We start from the raw sequence: 18,535 nt of genomic DNA on the forward strand, positions 1-18,535 counted from the left end.
CCTCACGAAATCCTGCGCTGCCTCGGCATCGGGGCCGGGATCTGCGCCCGTCTCCCATCGATCTCTCGACGATGCAATCTACCGCACCGGCTAGGGGGCGGCCCTGCGCTGGCACCTCGGGCAGAAGTGCGAGGAGCGCCCGCCATACATCTCGCGTCGGATCACGCCCCCGCAGCGGGGGCAGGCCTGCCCTGTGCGCCCGTACACCGCGAGCGAGCGGGCGAAGTAGCCGCTGCGGCCGTCCACGTTGACGTACAGGGCATCGAAGCTGGTGCCGCCCACCTCGAGAGCCCGCTCCATCACCTCGCGCGCGGCGCGGAGGATCTCCAGCGCCTTCCGCTGGCTCAGCGCCATGCCGGGGTGTCGAAGCGGTTGCGGGCCGCCCACAGCGCCTCGTCGGCGTAGATGTTCCCGATCCCGGAGACCAGCTGCTGGTTCAGCAGCAGGGTCTTCACGCCGCTGCGGCGCATGCGCAGTGCACGGGCGACGGTGGGCAGGTCGATCGCGGGATCCAGCAGGTCGCGTGCGACATGAGCGGTGTCCGCGGGCAGCAGCTCATCGGGGCTGCCCCTCCCCGCGAGCGCACCGTCGGCCGCCTCGACCAGCTCGCTGGTCCACAGCCCGCCGAAGAGGCGCTGGTCGACGAGGTCCACGCGAGCACCGTCGTCGAGGTGCAGCGAGAGGCGGCGGTGGCGCAGCGGATCGGAGGCCGGTCCCTCCGAGGGCACCACGGGGGCCGACGGCGCACCGTCCGCGGTGCCGATCCGCAGCTGCCCGCTCATCCCCAGATGCGCCATCAGCGCCTCGCCGGTGTCGGCGCCGTCGGCGTCGGCCAGCCGCCACCACAGGAACTTGCCGCGCCGCACCACGGCGGTGAGGGTGCTGTCGATCAGCACGGCGCGCAGCCGGTCCACTCCCCGGTCTGGCGGCGGATGATGCGGGCGTCGAGCAGCTCGAGCTCGGTGATGGTGCGGCCGACGGTGCGGGGTTCGAGACCTCGGCGGACAACCTCCACCTCTGGCAGTTCGGGCATGTTCTCAGCCTCGCGGGATCAGGGCCTCGCCGCGCTCGGCGAGGACTCCACGCACCGCGTTCTGGGCCGCGGCGAGCTCGGCATCCTTCTTCGAGGCGCCGTCGCCGCTGGCGGTGACGATGCCGTCGACGGTGACCGTCGCGGTGAAGGTCTTCTGGTGCTCGAGGCCGGCCTCGGTGATCGCGTAGACGACGCTCGCGCCGTCGGCGGCCGCGATCTCCTGCAGCCGGGACTTGAAGTCATACCCGGTCTCGAGGAACTCATCGGAGTCGAGCAGCGGACGCAGCAGGTCCAGCACGAACCGACGCGAGACGTCCTGTCCCAGCGCCAGATGGACCGCTCCGATCACGGCCTCGGTGGTGTCAGCGAGGATCGAGGCCTTCGCACGACCGCCGGTGAGGTCCTCGCCGCGGCCCAGCCGCACGTAGGCGCCGAGGTCGAGCTTGAGGCGATCACGGCGAGCGCGCGGGTGCTCACGGTCGCGGCCCGTCGCCGAGCGAGGTCGCCCTCGGGCAGTGTGGGGTGGGAGGCGTAGAGGTGCTCGGTGACGGCCAGCTGCAGCACCGCGTCGCCGAGGAACTCGAGCCGCTCGTTGTGCGGCAGCCCGTCGTTCTCGTACGAGTAGGAGCGATGGGTCAGCGCCAGCTCGAGCAGCCCGGAGGCCTTGAGATCAGCGGCCTGTGCACCGTCCAGGGAAGACGGTCGAGCAGACCCTGCGGGGCGGCGGCCTCGGTGGCGCGGCGCCTGCGCGCCATCAGGCCTCCTCGTTCTTCGTCTCATCGTCGAGCAGGCCCTGCAGCGCGGCGAAGCGGGGGTCGATGATGTCGTGGGCGTGGTCCGGATCGTCCTCCATCCGGAAGCCGCACTGGCTGCACAGGCCGGGGCAGTCCTCGCGGCAGAGGGGACGCTCGTCGGCCTCCATGGCGAGGGCGTCGCGGACCAGCGGTCCGACGTTGACGTAGTCGTCCTCGAAGAGGACGGAGTCCTCCCTGTCCTCTGCCTTGACCTTCTCGGGGTACATGAACAGCTCGTCGAGGCGTGCGGAGACGTCCTGATCGACCGGGTCGAGGCAGCGAGAGCACTCGCCCTCGAGGTGGGCGGTCACGGTGCCGTGGACGTAGATTCCCTCGACCACGGATTCGAGCTCCGCCTCGACGGCGATGTCCTGGCCCTCGGGGACCTGCATCGCGACGCCGCCGGCCTCACGACCCGGGGCGGGGACGGTGCGTTCCACGCTGCGGTGCGATCCGGTGCGGCCGACGAGGTCGATCGCATCGAATTTGAGCGACGTATCGAGCGAGCTGCTGGGGGTGGCGTCGGAAGACATCGGTGACGGTCCTGTTCGTGTCGTGGGGGTCATTCAGGATACGGCGGTGGCGGCGCTCAGGGCGTCCAGGGAGGGCTCGGGGAGCATGTCGGAGACATCACCTCCGAGGGCGTGGACCTCCCGCACCAGCGATGAGGAGATGTGGGCGAGCGTCGAGTCGGTGAGCAGGAAGACGGTGTCGACGCCGGCGAGGTGCTGGTTCATCCGCGCCATCGGCTCCTCATAGGCGAGGTCGAGCTGGGAGCGCAGCCCGCGCACGACGGCACCGGCGCCGACCTCACGGCAGAAGTCGACGAGCAGCCCCTTGGGCAGGGTGCGGACCTCGACCTGCTCGGAGAGCTGCTCCTGGGCGAGGGTCTGCGTGATCGCCGACTTCCGCGCCTCGAGGTCGAGCATCCCCTTCTTCGAGGGGTTGTGGGAGACGGCGATGATCACGTGGTGGCCGAGGGCTGCGGCCCGGCGGGTGAGGTCGAGGTGACCCAGGGTGAAGGGGTCGAACGAGCCGGGCAGGACGACGGTGCTCATGGAGCCACTCTAGTGCTCTGCGGCTCCGGGTCCGAGAGGGCTCAGGTGAGCTCGAGCTGCACCTCGTGGCGGCCGTCGTCGTGGACGGTGCCGATGGTCAGGGAGCCTGTGAGCCCGGCGAGCTCATCGGTGCCGGAGCCGGGGGCGATGACGTAGTGGAGGGTGGGCTCACCCTCGTCCATGGCGCCGAGCTGCTGGAGGGCGAGGGTGCCGCGGCGGCCGTCGACCGTGCCCTCGAAGGTCTCCGTCGCCACGTAGCCGGCGCTGCCGCTCGAGGGATCGCCAGCGGTGAGCATCACTCCCTGCGAGGTTCCCTCGATCTGGCCAGCCCAAGTCTTGGCGAGGTCGAAGCGGCCCTCGGCGGCGGGGAGCTGCTCGCCGGGGCTCATCTGCACGGTGAAGGTGGCACTGAGGGTGGTCATAGCACCAGTATCCGTCTCAGGCGGTCTGCTGGGAATCGAACTCGCTCGCCAGCAGGGCGTAGGACATGCCGTCGAGCCAGCGGCCGCTGCGGTGGAGGGACTCCTCACGGAATGTCCCCTCGTGCCGCATCCCGATCTTCTCCATCACGCGGCGGGAGGCGAGGTTCTCGGCGAAGCAGTCCGCTTCGACGCGGCGCACTCCCAGCTCCTCGAAGGCGAGACGGAGCAGGGCTGCGGCGAACTCTGTGCCGAAGCCTCGGCCGTGCGCGGCGGGGTCCAGCACCCAGCCGATCTCGGCCTGCTGCCCTCTGGCCTGCTCGACCATGTCGGCCTGGGACCAGGCGTCCTGGAGCCCCACCATGCCGGTGGCGACGATCTCGCCGTCGAGCAGTCCCACCATGCAGCTGTCGAGCCTGGCGTCCCACCATTGCTGATGGTCCTCGGCGGTGGTGCTGAGCGTGGTGGTCCACTCCTGCACCTGGGGCAGGCGGTACCAGGGCCAGATCGTCGCGGCGTCCTCGGAGCGGCCGGGTCGCAGCACGAGGCGCTCGGTGTGCAGGGGCAGGTCGAGCTCGGCGAGTGTGCGTGTCATCGCGCCAGGGTAGCCGCGTGCTCAGAACGGCACCGGTCGATGCTCCAGCAATGGCTGCAGCGGGGGCGGGCCGGGATCGTCGAGCTCGTCGTAGTCCGGACGGGAGTAGTGCTCGAGGAGATGGAGCCCCCATCGGTAGGCCTCCTCATGCTCCGTGATCTCGGCTGGAGACTCCTCGAAGAACCCCAGCCGGGTGAGGGCCTCGAACTCGAGATCGCTGCGGTACTGCTCCCAGGCGTGCTGAAGCTGTTCGGAGAGTTCCCGGGTGACCAGGTCCGTGTTCCGGATGGTGTCGCACACCGCCGCATCGCCGATCCGCCATCGAGTGGTGCCTGTGGCTTCGTCCCGGACGGGGTCGAGCAGGCCGGCAGTCTTCATCCGGTGGTGGATCCGGCACAGACGGTGAAGATTCTCGATCGTGGTGGGGCCGCCGCGGGTGGGAGCCTCGAGGTCGAACTCCTCGACGTGGTCCATCTCCCCGACGGTCATCACGTTGCGGGTGCAGCTGGGAACCGCGCAGACAGGATCGATCAGGCGGAGGTTCTCGGCCATCGCCGCAGTGGGGCGGTAGGTGCGGGAGGCCGAAGGCAGGTGATCGCCGAAGACCGGGTCGGTGAGCACGCGCTCGAAGGCGGGCGCCTTGGCGACCAGTTCCCGCGCCATGCGAGGCGGGATCGGAACGGTGCCGTCAAGAGTCGCGGGGGCGTTCGAGAGGCCGAGCAGGGTGAGCACGGGGACCACGACCGAGAGGCGGAAGGCCGGCTCGGTCACCTCGACGGCGCCGGTCTCGAGCATCGAGCGGATCGCCACCGCATACTGCAGCGCCGCGAGCGACAGGTGTCGGCCATCGTGGGCGGCGTCGCCGTCGAGGTCGAAGGGGATCGGCTCGCCTTTCTCGAGGGCGCGACGCTGGGCGTCCTGGATGGCACGTGCGGCGGCATCGAGCCGCTGACCGAAGGCGGTGATCTCCGGGATCGGGCCACGGATCGTGATGCAGGCCGTGCCGTCCCCCTCCGGTGACGGCTTGATGAACACGCTGCGCTGTTCCTCGGGAGATTCCTGGACTGCTTCGCGGCCGAACCATTTGATGAGGATGCGCAGCTCCCGGTAGAAGCGTTCGACATCGATCGCCTCGAGCTGCCAGGCGGCGACCCGCTCATCGACCAGGCGGCGCTGGTGGGCCGTCAGGCGGAGAACGCTTTGGATCAGCCATTCGAACCAGTCGACCGGCAGGGCTCCCTCGGCCACACGGGAGAAGCAGACTGACAGATCGGTGACCGCCACGTGCGCGTCACGCAGGAGGTCCTCGCCGCGGGGCAGCTTCACCCGCAGGCCAGTCGCGGCGGCCAGGGCGAGAAGCGCCTTCTCGTCCCCCTCGTCCTCCTCGGACCAGAGCGAGGCGAGGTCTCGTGTCTCTGCGACGTAGAGCGCGGCATGCTCGTCCCGCCGACGACGGAAGATGCGCAGCACCGTCTCGGCCTCAGGCGTCCGGGGCGCGACGTCGGCGCGCTCGACGAGAGACTGCGCAGTGAGCGGCCTGCGGGCCTGGACCGGAGCGCAGGGAGGCTCATCGGGACGAGATTCGATGCCTTGCTGCTCCATCGCGTCCTCCCTCCGCTCCGCCGACCGCTGCTGTCGGCCCACCTACCGTCTACTTTCTCCCCACAGTTTAGAACGCACGCTCGAAAGATGCAACGAATTTACGCATCGTGCGTGCAATTGTGGATAACCGGCAGCTGTGGAGGAAAGGTCGAGGTTTCCACATTTCATGCACTGAATGTGGATACCGACAGGTCACCTGCACGCCGCGGCGATCCGGACGCCGGGCCGCACACGGCCCTGCATTCGTCACGTTTCATATATCCGCTGGCCACAGGGGCAACCCGCACAATGCACATTGAATTCAGCAGTGCAAGCGCGTCGTGGGAAATGTGGACAATGCTGGCGGGCGGCCCATCTCGCCGCCCGTCAACCTTCGCGCGACCGGCTCAGGCGGGTCCGCCGAATTGCAGCACGGTCTCCCCGTAGCCCTTGGTGCCGTCGTCGGCCCAGCCCTCGGGCCAGGTCACAGCGGGCGTGCGTGAGGAGCGTTCGATGACTACCAGTGCGTCGTCCGTGAGGGCGGGGCGCAGGGCGGGGAGGAGCTGTTCGAGGGCCTCGGTGGTCACGTCGTAGGGCGGATCGAGGAAGACCAGGGTGGCACCGTGCCCGGCGAGCTGTGCGGCGATTGTCGCGGCTCTCCCCGCCCGAATCTCGGCGCGGTCCGTGAGGCCGAGGTCGCTCGCGGTGCGACGCAGCTGCTTGGCGGTGGGGCCGTGGAGCTCGACCAGCAGGGCGTGCTCGGCGCCGCGGGAGAGGGCCTCGAAGGCGAGCCCCCGGTGCCGGCATAGAGGTCGAGCACGCGGGCACCCACGAGCGCGTCCCAGCCCTCGAGGCGGTTGAACAGGGCCTCGCGGACCTTGTCCGAGGTGGGCCGGGTCCCCTTGCCGGGTGGTCCGGGGATGGTCCGGCCGCCAAGGGTGCCGGAGACGATGCGTGGCATGTCAGCTCCTCTCCACATCAGGGTCGGCATCCCGCAGGCGGTCCGCGATGGCGCCGGCGAGAGCGGGGTGAGCGGTGAGCTCGGGATCTGCGGCGACCACGGCGAAGGCATCCTCGCGGGCCTGCTCGATGGCGCGGGCATCGCGCATCACGTCGAGATGCTTGAGCGTGCGCTGCAGCCCGGACTGCTCCTCCCCCACCAGGTCGCCGGCGCCGCGGCGGCGCAGGTCGAGTTCGGCGAGGTCGAAGCCGTCGGTCGCCCCGGCGATGGCCTCGAGGTGCTGGGAGTGCTCCAGGCCCGGCCTGGCGGAGGTGTCGAAGAAGGCGATGCCGGCGTGCTCGCCGCGCCCCACGCGGCCGCGCAGCTGGTGCAGCTGGGAGACTCCGAACCGTTCCGCATCCAGCACGATCATGGTCGAGGCGTTGGGGACGTCGACCCCCACCTCGATCACGGTGGTGGAGACCAGCAGGTCGATCTCCCCGCGTGCCATCTGCCCCATGATCTCCTGCTTCTCCTCTCCAGAGAGGCGGCCATGGAGGATGCCCAGGCGCGCACCATCGAGCTCGGGGCGGGCGGCGAGCCGTGCGGCCGTCTGGGTGACGCCCCGGGCGGGGTCGAGCGCGGGCGGCTGCTCTTTGCCATTCTCGTCGAGCACGGGCGGGGCCGGGGCGTCCGCCTCGTCCTCGTCGATGCGGGCGCAGACCACGAACACCTGGCGCCCGGCCGCGATCTCCTCGGCGGCTCGTGCCCACATCCGCTGCTCCCACTTCGGGAGCTTCTCGTGGACCACGAAGCTGGTGACCCCGGCTCGCTGCCCGGGGCTCTCGCGCAGGGTGAGCACGTCGAGGTCGCCGACGGTCGCGAGGGCTGCGGTGCGCGGGATCGGGGTCGCTGTCATCACGATCACGTGGGGGCTCTGCCCGGCGGGGCCCTTGGTGCGCAGGCGTCGGCGGTGGTCGACCCCGAAGCGGTGCTGCTCGTCGATCACCACCAGTCCCAGCGAGGCGAACTCCACGTTCTCGGTGAGCAGGGCGTGGGTGCCCACCACGATCCCGGCCTGGCCGGAGGTGATGTCGAGCAGGGTCTCGCGGCGGCCGGCGGTGCGCTGGGAGCCGGTGAGCAGGCGGACGCGCGTGGCGTCGGGGTGGGCGTCGAGCTGGCCGGCGCGCGCGAGCTCGCCCAGCAGGCTGGTGAGGGTGCGGTGGTGCTGCTCTGCGAGGACCTCGGTGGGGGCGAGCAACGCGGCCTGGTGCCCGGAGTCCACGGCGCGCAGCATGGCCCGCAGGGCGACGACGGTCTTGCCGGAGCCGACATCCCCCTGCAGCAGCGCGCTGGTGGGGTGGCCGTTGCCGATGCGCTCGGTGATCTTCTCGCCGATCTCGCGCTGGCCGTCCGTGAGGGTGAAGGGGAGGCGCTCGTCGAACAGCCCCTGGAGCGGCCCCTCGGCAGCGAGGACCGGTGCCGGGGTGCGTTCGTCCTGGGCCCGACGCTGGGCGAAGATCGCCTGCAGCACGAAGGCCTCCTCGTAGCGCAGGTGCGCCATGCCGCGCTGGGTGTCCTCGAGGGTGAGTGGGGTGTGGATGAGGCGGGAGGCCTCGGGCAGCAGGGGCAGGCCGCGCCTGAGCAGAGTCTCGTCGGGCACGGGGCGCGAGAGGGAGTCGGCGAACTCGAGCCCCTTCTCGGTGGCGGAGCGCATCGTGGACTGCGCGATGTTCTGGCGCAGCGGGTACACCGGCCGCGGGCGCTGTGCCTGGATGCGGCCCTCGTCGGTGTCCTCGTAGGGCTCGTAAGTGGGGTGGGCGATCTGCAGCTCGCCGCGGTAGTCGTTGCGGCCGACGGTGCCGTGGATCACGATGTGGGCGCCGATGGGGAGCCTGCCGCGGTGCCACTGGACCTGGTGCGGCTTGGTGAGGAAGAAGGTCAGGGGCATGTCCTCGATGCCGTCGGAGACGATCACCTCGAGGATGAAGCCGCGGCGGCTGCGCATCGCGCGGTCGCGCAGCGAGACCACCGAGACGACGGCGCTGACCTCCTCGCCCTCGTTGACCTCATGCAGGGATCGCAGAGGGGCGGGGACGACGTAGCGGCGCGGCGCGAATCGCATCATGGTGTCCAGGTCCCGCACCCCGAAGGACGCCATGGCCTTGGACTCCTTCGAGATCAACAGCTCCGACAGCGGCATCGAGCCGCGCGCGGACTCCTGCCTCCTGGCCATGTGGGCAGCTCCTCGTCGTCGGTCCCGTACAGTGCAGCGTGCGAGGCCCTATCGTGCCACTGTCCAGCAGTGCCGTGACGGAGTCCACAAGGGGAGAACGGTCCTCCACTTCTTGCCCGCCAGCTTCTGAGCTATGATTCCGTGGTTGCCCTGACCGCCGGGGGCTCGCACCTCCGTGCTCACCCAGGTCACCGACCCCGCCGTTCCGGCGCGGGGGTGGAGCGGGCACCGCGATCAGAACATCGACGTACCAGGAGACGACAGTGGCTGCTTCCACGTGTGACATCTGCGCCAAGAGCCCTAGCTTCGGCAAGGCCGTGTCTCACTCGCACCGCCGCACCTCGCGTCGCTGGAACCCGAACATCCAGTCCGTCCGCACTGTGATCAACGGCACCAGCAAGCGCGTGAACGTGTGCACCTCCTGCCTCAAGGCAGGCAAGGTCAGCACGCTCGGTGCCTGAGCGAGACCGCATAGATTCATCCGCGTGAGCCCTCACCCTTCGGGGTGGGGGCTTTCGTGCATCCCGGGGCCGGCGCCTCGAGGCAGGCATGCTCCTCCGCGCGCCTGGATATCCTGCCCGGACGCCGGAAGCAACGCCCGAGGAGACCTCATGCCCGCGTCAGCACCCACCATCCTGGCCACCAGCGCCGGTTACCGTCCGCACCCCCGGCTGCGCTTCGGCTTCGGTCCGATGATGGCCTTCGCGATCGAGCTCGCCCGGGAGCAGGGGCCCCTCGCGGACGGGCCACCGCGGATCTGCAACATCGGCACCGCCAGCGGTGACGACAAGAGCTTCCAGCGCGACATGGAGGAGGCTGCACGGGAGGCGGGATACGTCCTGCACCACCTGAGCCTGTTCGCGCAGCCGAACGTCGAGGACACCGAGGGCTACCTGCGCGGATACGACGTGCTGTGGGTGAACGGCGGCTCGGTGGTGAACCTGCTCGCGGTGTGGCGTGCGCATGGTCTGCCCGAGATCCTGCACCGGCTCTGGCAGGACGGAGTGGTGCTGGCCGGGATCTCCGCAGGGTCGATCTGCTGGTTCGAGGGCGGGGTCACCGACTCCTTCGGCCCTGATCTGCAACCGGTGACGAACGGCCTGGGCTTCCTGCCTGGCACCAACGGCGTGCACATGGACTCCGAGGACCGCCGACGGCCGCTGCTGCGCGAGCTGGTCGCCGCAGGCACGCTGGGCCCTGCGCTGTGCACCGACGACGGCACGGGCCTGCTGTTCCGCGGTGATGAGCTGGTCGAGGCGGTCGCGGAGATCGACGGGGCGCGGGTCACCCGGATCGAACGCGGGGCCGACGGCGCCGCAGTGGAGACCGATCTGCCCGTGCGGCGGCTGCGCTGACCCTCAGGGCACGTCGCGCAGCTGCGCGGTGAGGCCGTTCGGGATCTCTACCAGCTGCACCGGGTCCACCTCGGTGCGGCGCAGGGTGACCAGCAGCGGGGCGGCGTGCGGGTCGGTGGGATGGTTGTCGAGGTCGAGTGACTCCACGCTCAGCCCGTGCAGGTCCTCGAGCATCGCAGCCAGGCAGAGGGCGACGTCGGCCCGGGCGTGCGGGGCGGCGGCATCGACGGCCTCGAGACAGCCTTCGCGGCGCGCGCCGACCGGCTCGTCGTAGAGGTCTGCGAGCGCGGTGATCACGCCGTCGCGGACCACGGCCCAGGAGTGCTCGTGCACGGACCCCTCGTAGAACCCCTCCCCCGCCTCGGGGCGGAGGATCTCCGCGGAGCGGTCGGTGACCAGCTCGCGTGCTGCCAGGTGTAGCGGTCGGTGAGGGCGTCGACGAGCTGTTCGCGGGGCAGATCGTTCCATGGGACAGCTCGCGCGGCGCCGTCGTGGCTCTCGCGGACCGCAGCGCACCAGCGGGCGGTGCGGTCCGCGGCCACGTCGACGCGCAGCAAGGGCACGTCGAGGTAGGTCACGGCGCCGTGGGCACGCAGGAAGGCGTCCCGCTCGGAGCCGGGGACCACCTTGCTGGACAGCGGTTTATCGCTGTGCGTACCGAGTTCGCGGAGAAGCGCTGTGCCGTGGCCCTGGCGCCGGTGCGCGGGGTCGATCTCGATCTCGACCAGATCCTGTTGCGGATGGACGATGTTCGGGCCGATACGTCCCACGCCGATCACAAGCGGGCGGCCGGCCCCGGGATCGTCGATCTCGAGCACCAGGGCACGGAAGCCCTCGCGCCAGCCGTCGGGCTTCAGCCACTCGAAGCGGTGGCCGTCGCGGTCGACGTCGGACGGCGTGACGGGGCGGAACCGCCGCGCCGCGCCGCCCGCTCCCCGTCGTCCACCCCGCCGTCGTTCACTCCGCCGCGACGTCCGCGAAGGTCGAGGTGTCGATCACGGCGCGGAAGTGAACGTCACCGGCGACCACGCGATCGTAGGCGGCGTCGGCGTCCTGGACCCCGATCACCTCGATCTTCGCGGCGAGGCCGTGCTCGGCGCAGAAGTCGAGCATCTCCTGGGTCTCGGCGATGCCGCCGATGTTGGAGCCGGCAAGCACCTTGTTGCCACCGATCAGGGAGCCGAAGCCGACGGGCTGCTTCGCGGGAGGCAGTCCCACGACCGCCATCACACCGCGAGGCGTGAGCAGCCGCAGGTAGCGGTCCACCGGGATGTCGGCGCTGATGGTGTTCAGGATCAGGTCGAATTCGCCGCTGTGGTCGCGGAAGAAGTTCTCGTCGGTGGTGGCGAGGACGCGCTGCGCGCCGAGCGCGAGGGCGTCCTGCTCCTTCTTCAGGGAGCGCGAGAGCACCGTGACCTCGGCGCCCATGGCTGCGGCGAGCTGCACACCCATGTGGCCGAGCCCGCCCAGTCCCAGCACTGCGACCCGCTTGGCCCGGCCGGCGACCTGCTCGCCGGCGCCCCAGCGGCGCAGCGGGGCGTAGGTGGTGATCCCGGCGCACAGCAGCGGGGCTGCGGCCTCGAAGGCCATCTCGTCAGGGACGCGGCACACGAAGCGCTCGTTCACCACGACCTTCTCGGCGTAGCCGCCCTGGGTGACGGTGCCGTCGACGTCCTTCGCGTTGTAGGTGCCGACATTGCCCTCCAGGCAGTTCTGCTCCTGATCGGCGCGACACTCCTCGCAGGTGCCGCAGGAGTTGACCATGCAGCCAACGCCCACGCGGTCCCCGACCTTCCAGCCGGTGACGTCCTCGCCGACAGCGGAGACGACGCCCGCGATCTCGTGGCCGACGGTCAGCGGGAAGCTGGCCTCGCCCCACTCGTTGCGGATGGTGTGGATGTCGCTGTGGCAGATCCCGGCGGCTCTGATGTCGATGACCACGTCATCGGCGCGCGGGTCGCGGCGCTCGATAGTGGTGACGCGGAACGGCTGGTCGTGGCCGGTCTTCTGCAGGGCCTTCACGGTGATCGGCATGAACATTCCTCCGGCGGGTCGGTCTCGGGGGCGCAGAGAGCGCCATCCGACAGCCTAGCCGCGCTCAGGCGAAGTGGTCGAAGCCCTCGCCCTCGATGGGCACGCCGCCCAGCAGCACGCCCGGCCCCTGCGGTGCGGGGGGCAGGACGCGGCCGATCGCCCGGAACCCCGGCGGCAGCTCCTCTGTTGCGAAGGTCGCGAGCATCGCGTGCTCCTCCCCGCCGTGGAGCACCCATTCCCAGGGGTCGGCGCCGAGCTCCGCCGCGAGTCCGGCGAGCTGCGCGACGTCGGACGCGAGCGCACCGCGGTCCAGGTCGATGGTGACGCCGGAGGCACGGGCCAGTCGCCCGCCGTCACGGACCAGGCCGTCGGAGAGGTCCATCATGGCGTGGGCGGCGCGGCCGCCGGTCCAGCCCAGCGAGAGATCGGGATCCGGGGCGTCATGCCAGCGCACATGCTCCGCGGCCGAGGGGTCCTGGATGCCGCTGAGCATGAGGGTGGGGCGTCCGCTGTCGGCTGTCTTGAGCAGGGCCCGCCGCCCGAGCACGAGCGCGAGTCCGGCGGCGGAGCGGCCCAGGCGGGGAGCACCGATGGCGAGGACGTCGCCCGGCAGGGCGCCGGAGCGGGTGATGGCCCGCTGCTCCTCGGGGAGGGTGCCCATGGCCGTGACGGTGACCATCAGCTGATCGGCGCGCCCGAGGTCGCCGCCGACGATGCTCGCGCCGTCGGCCTCGGCGCGTGCGGTGAGCCCGATCGTGAGCTCCTCGAACACGGCTGCGGGGGTGTCGGCAGGGGCGGAGATCGCGACCACCAGCGCAAGCGGCCTCGCTCCCATCGCGGCGACGTCGGCGAGATTCTGGACCGCCGCCTTGTGACCGATCCAGCGTGCGGTGGTGACATGACGGAGGAAGTCGTGGCCCTCGACCAGTGAATCGGTGGTGACCACCAGGCGCGGGGAGGGCAGGCGCACCACGGCGGCGTCGTCCCCGGGCCCAGCTCCACCTCGGCACCGAGCCGCAGGTGCGGGAGCATGCGGGCCAGGAGCGCGGCCTCGCCGCGAGGGATGGAGCTGTGGGGAACGTCGCCTGCCATGCCCCCAGTGTGCACGACCGGTAGGCTCGTGACGTGCTCCGATCCCGTCTGCTCGCCCTCCCCGCCGCCGGTCTGATGGCCCTGGGTCTGGTCTCCTGCGGCACCGTCCAGGTGCCTGCCGGGCCCGAGGCGGCGCATCCCGTGTGCGCCGATGTCATCCTCGGCGCTCCGCCCGAGGTGCTGGGCCTGGAGCGCCAGGAGACGTCCAGCCAGGGCACCGCCGCGTGGGGCGGCGGCGAGGACACCGTGGTGATGCGCTGCGGAGTGACCCCGCCCGGGCCCACCACGGACATGTGCACCCGCCTTGCCGACGCCAACGGGGTGGAGGTCGACTGGATCGTGCGCGAGCTCGAGGACGGCGTGTTCCTCTACACCACCTACGGTCGCGAGCCCGCGATCGATGTGACCGTGCCGCGCTCGGCCGCGCCGGACCAGCCCTCGGGTGCTGCGCTGGACCTCTCCCAGGTGGTCAGCCGGAGCATCGAGGCGACCGCCCACTGCGTGGGCCCGGGTGACGAGGGCTCCGAGTAGCCCTCAGCGAGGGCCGAGGCGACGGGTGCGAGCGCGGTCGATCAGCTCGGCGATGAGCTCGGTGTAGCTCAGGCCCATGTTCTCCCAGAGCACCGGGAACATCGAGTACGGGGTGAAGCCCGGCATCGTGTTGACCTCGTTGATCAGCACCCGCTGATCGCGGGTGACGAACATGTCCACCCGTGCCAGTCCCTCCAGCCCGAGCGCGATGAAGGCGCGGGAGGCGGTCTCGCGGATCTCCTCGAGCAGCGGATCAGGCAGGGCGACGGGCACATCGATGCTGACCGTGCCCTTGCCGAAGTACTTCGCCTCGTAGTCGTAGAACTCGAGGTCGTCCCCGAGCTTCACCTCACCGGGCAGCGTGGTGCCCGGCTCCTGACCGTCGCGGCCCTGCAGCACACCGCACTCGACCTCGCGGGCATCCAGCCCCTCCTCCACGAGCACCTTCGGATCCTCGACGAAGGCATCCTTCATCGCGGACTCGAGCTGGGAGGGGTCCGTCACGCGTGTCACGCCGAGGCTCGAGCCGGCGCGGGCAGGCTTGACGAACCAGGGCAGAGGGTGGTTCTTGCGCAGATGCGCCAGGACCCGGTGGGACTCCGCCGCCCAGCGGTCCTCATGGACCACGATGCCGGGAGCGCACTCGAGGCCGGCGGCGCGCAGCGCGAGCTTGGCCGCCGCCTTGTCCATCGCGGCGGCCGAGGCGAGAACGCCGCTGCCCACGTAGGGGATGTCGAGCATCTCGAGCATGCCCTGGACGGTGCCGTCCTCGCCGTAGGCGCCGTGCAGCAACGGCCAGATCACGTCGATGTCGGCGAGATCGTGCACTGCGCCCTCACGGAGGGTGCGCAGCGTGATCCGCTCCCCGGGCGGTGGCGGGAGCCGGGCAGCAGCACCTCGTTCCCGGCGGGGTCCACCTCGGGGCGCCGCCGTCGACGAGGGTCCAGTCGCTGGGGTCATCGGAGACGTGGATCCAGCGGCCCTCGCGGGTGATGCCGATGGCGATCACGTCGAAGCGCTCGCGATCGATCGCGGCCAGGATGCCGCCGGCGGTCACGCACGAGATGCCGTGCTCCCCGCTGCGGCCGCCGAACAGGAGGGCGACGGTGGTTCTCATGAGCCCAGGATATTCACTGATGCTCACTCCGGGCGCACCGAGCGCGCCAGCAGGGCCGAGGTGACCTCTTCGATGCGAGCGCCATGGTCCACGACCGCCACCACGGCGCGAGTGATCGGCATGTCCACGCCCAGGTGGGTGGCGAGCTCCGCCACGGCACGGGCGGTCGCGACGCCCTCCGCGGTCTGGCCCACCTCAGCGGCGGCCGCAGTGACGTCCAGGCCCTTGCCCAGGGCGAGGCCCAGGCGGTGGTTGCGGCTCAGCGGCGAGGAGCAGGTGGCCACGAGGTCCCCCATGCCGGCGAGCCCGGAGAAGGTCTCGCGCCGGCCGCCGAGCGCCACGCCGAGCCGGGTGATCTCCGCCAGGCCGCGGGTGATCAGGGAGGCGGTGGTGTTGTGGCCGTGTCCGAGGCCGACCGCCGCGCCCACTGCGATCGCGATGACATTCTTCACAGCCCCCGCGACCTCGACCCCGATCACATCGGTCGAGGTGTAGGTGCGCAGGTAGGGCGCCTCGCTCCAGGTGGCCATCGTGTCCGCCAGCTCCTGCGAGGGGCGGCGACCACGCTCGCGCAGGGTCTGCGCTCGAGGATCTCCGCCGAGAGGTTCGGGCCCGAGAGCACGCCGACGAGCTCCGGAGCGGCGCCGCCGGCCTGGGTCAGGATCTCGCTGATGCGGGCATCGGTGCCGCGCTCGATGCCCTTGGTCAGCGACAGCACCGGGACTGCGGGCAGGGCGGGCCACGATTCGAGCGTCGCGCGCATCGCCTGTGCAGGGATCGCGACCACCAGTCCGTCGACGCCCTCGAGCGCCTCCTGCACGTGGGAGGTGGCGCGGATGCTCTCGGGCAGCGGATGCTCGCCGAGGTAGGTGCTGTTGCGGTGCTCCTGGCGGATCTCGTGGGCGACCTCCTCGCGGCGCGCCCAGAGCGTCACCTCGGCGCCGCCGTCGGCGAGGACCTGCGCGAAGGTGGTGCCCCAGCTGCCGGCGCCGAGAACTGCGAGACGGGTGGTGGGGCTCATGAGATCTGCTTCCAGGCTCGGTATCCCGGCTGGGGCCTGCCCACCTCGGGACGGTGCGTGTCCGTACGGCCGTCGTGCAGGGCCGTGGGCGGCTGTTGGCCGCGCAGCTCGCCGAGCAGCCCGGTGATCCTCACCATCAGCTCCCCGGTAACGCGCAGCGCCGCCTCGTGCATCGTCTCCCCGTCCAGCATGGAGACCGTGAACGGCTCGCCGACCAGCATCTGCACGCGCCGGCCGGGGCCGGGCCGCGGCACCGGGGAGCCGACGGGCCACAGCGCACGCCCTCCCCAGGTCGCGATCGGCAACAGCGGCGCTCCGGTCTCGAGGGCGAGCCGGGCGGCGCCTGTCCGAGCCTGCATAGGCCACAGCTCGCGGTCCCGGGTGTACGTGCCCTCGGGGAAGAGCATGATCAGCTCGCCTCGCTCGAGGGCGCGCGCGCGTCGGCCAGCGCATCTGAGCTGCGGGAGGTGCCGCGGCGCACCGGGATCTGCCGCGCGGCGCGCAGCAGGATGCCCAGCAAGGGGATGCGAAAGAGGACGTCCTTGGCCAGGAAGCGCGGGGCGATGCCGCCCGCCTGCAGGAGGTGCCCGTACGCGAAGGGGTCGAAAGCGCTCAGATGGTTCCCGCAGGCGATCATCGGGCCGGCCTGCGGCAGATGCTCGGTGCCGCGCCAGCGCGGCCTGGACAGCAGTGTGATCAGCGGACGCAGCGGGAGCTGGGCGAGGAAGATGATCGCTCCGGCACGTCGCGGAGGGATGCGCGCGGTGCCGATGTCCCAGCTGCGCAGCAGGGACATCAGCGTCCTGCCGAGGAGCCTCGGCCGAGCGCCTTCCGCGAGACCTGGCCGGTCAGCGAGGCTGCGGCCGGGTTCCTCGCGAGCGCACGGCGGCGCAGCGTGGTGGGTGCCCGGCGGGCCAGGGTGTTCACCGCTGCGGCATGCATCAGGCGCCGCGGCGCGAAGGCCAGGCGGCCGCGCACCGAACGGTACTTCACGGCGGTGGTGACCTGCAGCAGCTCTCCGCCCGGCAGGAGCGCGACGCCGATGCGCACGGTCAGCTTCTCGTCGTCATCGATGATCAGCGCCTCGGAGCCGAGCACCTCGTCCGCGACGAACTCCTTCTCGGGGGCGGCACCATGTCGAACAGGCGGATCGCCTCGTCGCGCAGCGCACGCAGCCCCGTGATGTCAGCGGGGTGTTCTCGTGCGAGAAGATCGCGTCGGCCCAGACCCGCGGGTCCTGCTCGTCGACCCCTGCGGTGGGCACGATCACCACATCGCAGTAGTCCGGGATCGGGATGTCGCGCAGCGCGAGCGACCCTGCCGCCCCGGCCACCGGCTCACCGGACAGGCCGTCGGCAGTCATCGGGATTCCTCCCAGAACTCGGCGCCGAGGGCCCCGAGCTTGTCGCGGAAGGACTCGTACCCGCGATCGATCAGATCGATGCCGCGGATGGTGGAGACCCCTTCGGCGCCCAGGGCCGCGATCAGATACGAGAAGCCTCCGCGCAGGTCCGGGACGGTGATGTCCGCGCCGTGCAGCGCATTGGGCCCGGAGACTACTGCGGAGTGGTTGTAGTTGGAGCGGCCAAAGCGGCAGCTCGAGCCGCCCAGGCACTCCCGGTACACCTGGATCCGGGCGCCCATGTCGCCCAGCGCAGAGGTGAAGCCGAGCCGGTTCTCGTAGACCGTCTCATGGAGGATCGAGATGCCGTCGGCCTGGGTCAGGGCGACCACCAGCGGCTGCTGCCAGTCGGTCATGAAGCCGGGGTGGACGTCGGTTTCCAGCGCGATCGCCTTCAGCGGGGTTCCGGGATGGAAGAAGCGGATGCCGTCCTCGCGGATCTCCATCCCTCCACCGACCCTGCGGAAGACGTTCAGGAAGGTCGCCATCGGCTTCTGCTGAGCGCCGCGCACGAAGACGGAGCCCTTGGTGACCAGCGCGGCGCAGGCCCAGGACCCCGCCTCGATGCGGTCGGTCAGCGCGGTGTGCTCGTAGCCGCCGAGCCGATCGACGCCTTCGATGGTGATGGTGCGGTCCGTCTGCAGGGAGATGAGCGCGCCCATCTTCTGCAGCACCGCGATCAGGTCCTCGATCTCCGGCTCGACGGCGGCGTTCGTCAGCTCGGTGACGCCCTTCGCCCGCACTGCAGTCAGCAGCACCTGCTCGGTCGCGCCGACGCTCGGGTACTCGAGATGGATCTTGGTGCCGCGCAGTCCGTTCGGCGCGGTGATGTAGATGCCCATCTCGCGCTTGTCCACGGTGGCGCCGAAGCTGCGCAGCACATCGAGGTGGTAGTTGATCGGGCGGTCCCCGATCCGGCATCCGCCCAGGTCGGGGATGATCGCTTCGCCCAGCCGATGCAGCAGCGGGCCGCAGAACAGGATCGGGATCCGCGAGCTGCCCGCATGGGCGTCGATGTCGACGACGTGCGCGCTCTCGACGTTCGAGGGGTCCAGCCGCAGCGTGCCCCCGGCGACGTCGTGCTCGATCTTCACGCCGTGGATCGACAGCAGGTTCGAGACGATCCGCACGTCGGAGATGTCCGGGACCGAGCGCAGCACGCTCGGGTCCTCGCCCAGCAGGGCGGCGACCATTGCCTTAGAGACCAGGTTCTTCGCCCCGCGGACGGTGATCTCACCGTCGAGAGGGCGTCCTCCGCGCACATGGAATGTCGAACTCATGGTGTCCTTGCCTCGACGGTCGGACGTCGCTGACGCCCGTCTCTGAC

Annotated in this window: 20 protein-coding genes and 4 pseudogenes; 3 read left to right on the forward strand and 21 right to left on the reverse strand. The window is 70.8% G+C overall.

Annotated elements, in window-relative coordinates; all coding sequences use genetic code 11:
- Positions 1-90: 90 nt before the first annotated feature.
- From mutM to H3H54_RS10840, 9 genes and pseudogenes are all read right to left on the reverse strand, one after another.
- Positions 91-1,033 (reverse strand): annotated as a pseudogene (gene mutM, locus H3H54_RS10795) (bifunctional DNA-formamidopyrimidine glycosylase/DNA-(apurinic or apyrimidinic site) lyase).
- A 4-nt stretch (positions 1,034-1,037) separates the two neighbouring features.
- Positions 1,038-1,788 (reverse strand): annotated as a pseudogene (gene rnc / locus H3H54_RS19615) (ribonuclease III).
- Positions 1,788-2,360 (reverse strand): DUF177 domain-containing protein, encoded by a 573-nt coding sequence (locus tag H3H54_RS10810; RefSeq protein WP_262423898.1) that lies wholly within the window; start codon positions 2,358-2,360, stop codon positions 1,788-1,790. Before H3H54_RS10810 ends, rnc begins: the two are co-directional and overlap by 1 nt.
- A gap of 33 nt (positions 2,361-2,393) precedes the next feature.
- Positions 2,394-2,885 (reverse strand): pantetheine-phosphate adenylyltransferase, encoded by a 492-nt coding sequence (coaD, locus tag H3H54_RS10815; RefSeq protein WP_262423899.1) that lies wholly within the window; start codon positions 2,883-2,885, stop codon positions 2,394-2,396.
- 41 nt (positions 2,886-2,926) lie between these two features.
- The gene (locus H3H54_RS10820; RefSeq protein WP_262423900.1) at positions 2,927-3,307 is read right to left on the reverse strand and encodes a DUF3224 domain-containing protein; all 381 of its coding nucleotides are present in this window, start codon (positions 3,305-3,307) and stop codon (positions 2,927-2,929) included.
- 16 nt (positions 3,308-3,323) lie between these two features.
- Positions 3,324-3,899, reverse strand: a complete 576-nt coding sequence (locus tag H3H54_RS10825) for a GNAT family N-acetyltransferase (protein ID WP_262423901.1) — start codon at positions 3,897-3,899, stop codon at positions 3,324-3,326.
- A 21-nt stretch (positions 3,900-3,920) separates the two neighbouring features.
- Positions 3,921-5,501 (reverse strand): HNH endonuclease signature motif containing protein, encoded by a 1,581-nt coding sequence (locus H3H54_RS10830; RefSeq protein ID WP_262423902.1) that lies wholly within the window; start codon positions 5,499-5,501, stop codon positions 3,921-3,923.
- A 386-nt stretch (positions 5,502-5,887) separates the two neighbouring features.
- Positions 5,888-6,552, reverse strand: a pseudogene (rsmD, locus tag H3H54_RS10835) (16S rRNA (guanine(966)-N(2))-methyltransferase RsmD).
- Positions 6,443-8,656, reverse strand: coding sequence for an ATP-dependent DNA helicase RecG (locus H3H54_RS10840; RefSeq protein WP_262423903.1), 2,214 nt, complete (start codon positions 8,654-8,656; stop codon positions 6,443-6,445). The pseudogene rsmD and the gene H3H54_RS10840 overlap by 110 nt, the downstream one beginning before the upstream one ends.
- Before the next feature lie 263 nt (positions 8,657-8,919).
- Here H3H54_RS10840 and rpmB point away from each other — a divergent pair, with 263 nt between their 5' ends.
- Entirely contained in the window at positions 8,920-9,117 is a 198-nt protein-coding gene (gene rpmB, locus H3H54_RS10845) for a 50S ribosomal protein L28 (RefSeq protein WP_087485416.1), read from the forward strand.
- 150 nt (positions 9,118-9,267) lie between these two features.
- Complete coding sequence (locus H3H54_RS10850; protein ID WP_262423904.1) at positions 9,268-10,011, forward strand: peptidase E; 744 nt, start codon at positions 9,268-9,270, stop codon at positions 10,009-10,011.
- Between the two features lie 3 nt (positions 10,012-10,014).
- Here H3H54_RS10850 and H3H54_RS10855 read toward each other — a convergent pair whose 3' ends face one another.
- The 4 genes from H3H54_RS10855 to thiL form a co-directional block, all read right to left on the reverse strand.
- Positions 10,015-10,344, reverse strand: coding sequence for a hypothetical protein (locus H3H54_RS10855; RefSeq protein ID WP_262423905.1), 330 nt, complete (start codon positions 10,342-10,344; stop codon positions 10,015-10,017).
- On the reverse strand, positions 10,305-10,829 hold the full coding sequence (locus tag H3H54_RS10860) for a GNAT family N-acetyltransferase (protein WP_262423906.1): 525 nt from the start codon (positions 10,827-10,829) through the stop codon (positions 10,305-10,307). Before H3H54_RS10860 ends, H3H54_RS10855 begins: the two co-directional genes overlap by 40 nt.
- Before the next feature lie 139 nt (positions 10,830-10,968).
- Entirely contained in the window at positions 10,969-12,045 is a 1,077-nt protein-coding gene (locus H3H54_RS10865) for an NAD(P)-dependent alcohol dehydrogenase (RefSeq protein ID WP_262423907.1), read from the reverse strand.
- A gap of 64 nt (positions 12,046-12,109) precedes the next feature.
- Positions 12,110-13,018, reverse strand: a complete 909-nt coding sequence (gene thiL / locus H3H54_RS10870; protein ID WP_262423908.1) for a thiamine-phosphate kinase — start codon at positions 13,016-13,018, stop codon at positions 12,110-12,112.
- Between the two features lie 152 nt (positions 13,019-13,170).
- On the opposite strand from thiL, the gene H3H54_RS10875 reads away from it, so the two are divergent.
- Positions 13,171-13,668 carry a DUF3515 domain-containing protein gene (locus H3H54_RS10875; RefSeq protein ID WP_262423909.1) on the forward strand — a complete coding sequence of 166 codons (498 nt, stop codon included), beginning with the start codon at positions 13,171-13,173 and terminating at the stop codon, positions 13,666-13,668.
- Positions 13,669-13,671: 3 nt separating this feature from the next.
- Here the strand turns inward: H3H54_RS10875 and H3H54_RS10880 are convergent, their stop codons facing one another.
- The 8 genes and pseudogenes from H3H54_RS10880 to murA form a co-directional block, all read right to left on the reverse strand.
- Positions 13,672-14,496, reverse strand: a complete 825-nt coding sequence (locus H3H54_RS10880) for a D-alanine--D-alanine ligase family protein (RefSeq protein WP_262423910.1) — start codon at positions 14,494-14,496, stop codon at positions 13,672-13,674.
- A gap of 7 nt (positions 14,497-14,503) precedes the next feature.
- Positions 14,504-14,785 (reverse strand): hypothetical protein, encoded by a 282-nt coding sequence (locus H3H54_RS10885; RefSeq protein WP_262423911.1) that lies wholly within the window; start codon positions 14,783-14,785, stop codon positions 14,504-14,506.
- A 23-nt stretch (positions 14,786-14,808) separates the two neighbouring features.
- Positions 14,809-15,806 (reverse strand): annotated as a pseudogene (locus H3H54_RS10890) (NAD(P)H-dependent glycerol-3-phosphate dehydrogenase).
- The gene (locus tag H3H54_RS10895) at positions 15,803-16,213 is read right to left on the reverse strand and encodes a 1-acyl-sn-glycerol-3-phosphate acyltransferase (protein WP_262423912.1); all 411 of its coding nucleotides are present in this window, start codon (positions 16,211-16,213) and stop codon (positions 15,803-15,805) included. The pseudogene H3H54_RS10890 and the gene H3H54_RS10895 overlap by 4 nt, the downstream one beginning before the upstream one ends.
- 2 nt (positions 16,214-16,215) lie before the next feature.
- Positions 16,216-16,602 (reverse strand): 1-acyl-sn-glycerol-3-phosphate acyltransferase, encoded by a 387-nt coding sequence (locus H3H54_RS10900; protein WP_262423913.1) that lies wholly within the window; start codon positions 16,600-16,602, stop codon positions 16,216-16,218.
- A complete protein-coding gene (locus H3H54_RS10905; RefSeq protein WP_262423914.1) occupies positions 16,602-16,904 on the reverse strand; it encodes a hypothetical protein in 303 nt (100 codons plus the stop codon). Before H3H54_RS10905 ends, H3H54_RS10900 begins: the two co-directional genes overlap by 1 nt.
- Positions 16,873-17,169 carry a hypothetical protein gene (locus H3H54_RS10910; protein WP_262423915.1) on the reverse strand — a complete coding sequence of 99 codons (297 nt, stop codon included), beginning with the start codon at positions 17,167-17,169 and terminating at the stop codon, positions 16,873-16,875. The genes H3H54_RS10905 and H3H54_RS10910 overlap by 32 nt, the downstream gene beginning before the upstream one ends.
- Positions 17,166-18,488: a UDP-N-acetylglucosamine 1-carboxyvinyltransferase gene (gene murA / locus H3H54_RS10915; protein ID WP_262423916.1), complete on the reverse strand. Its 1,323-nt coding sequence runs from the start codon at positions 18,486-18,488 to the stop codon at positions 17,166-17,168. The genes H3H54_RS10910 and murA overlap by 4 nt, the downstream gene beginning before the upstream one ends.
- Positions 18,489-18,535: the final 47 nt, after the last annotated feature.

It is taken from the genome of Brachybacterium sp. Z12 (assembly GCF_014400405.1).
Taxonomy (GTDB): Bacteria; Actinomycetota; Actinomycetes; order Actinomycetales; family Dermabacteraceae; genus Brachybacterium.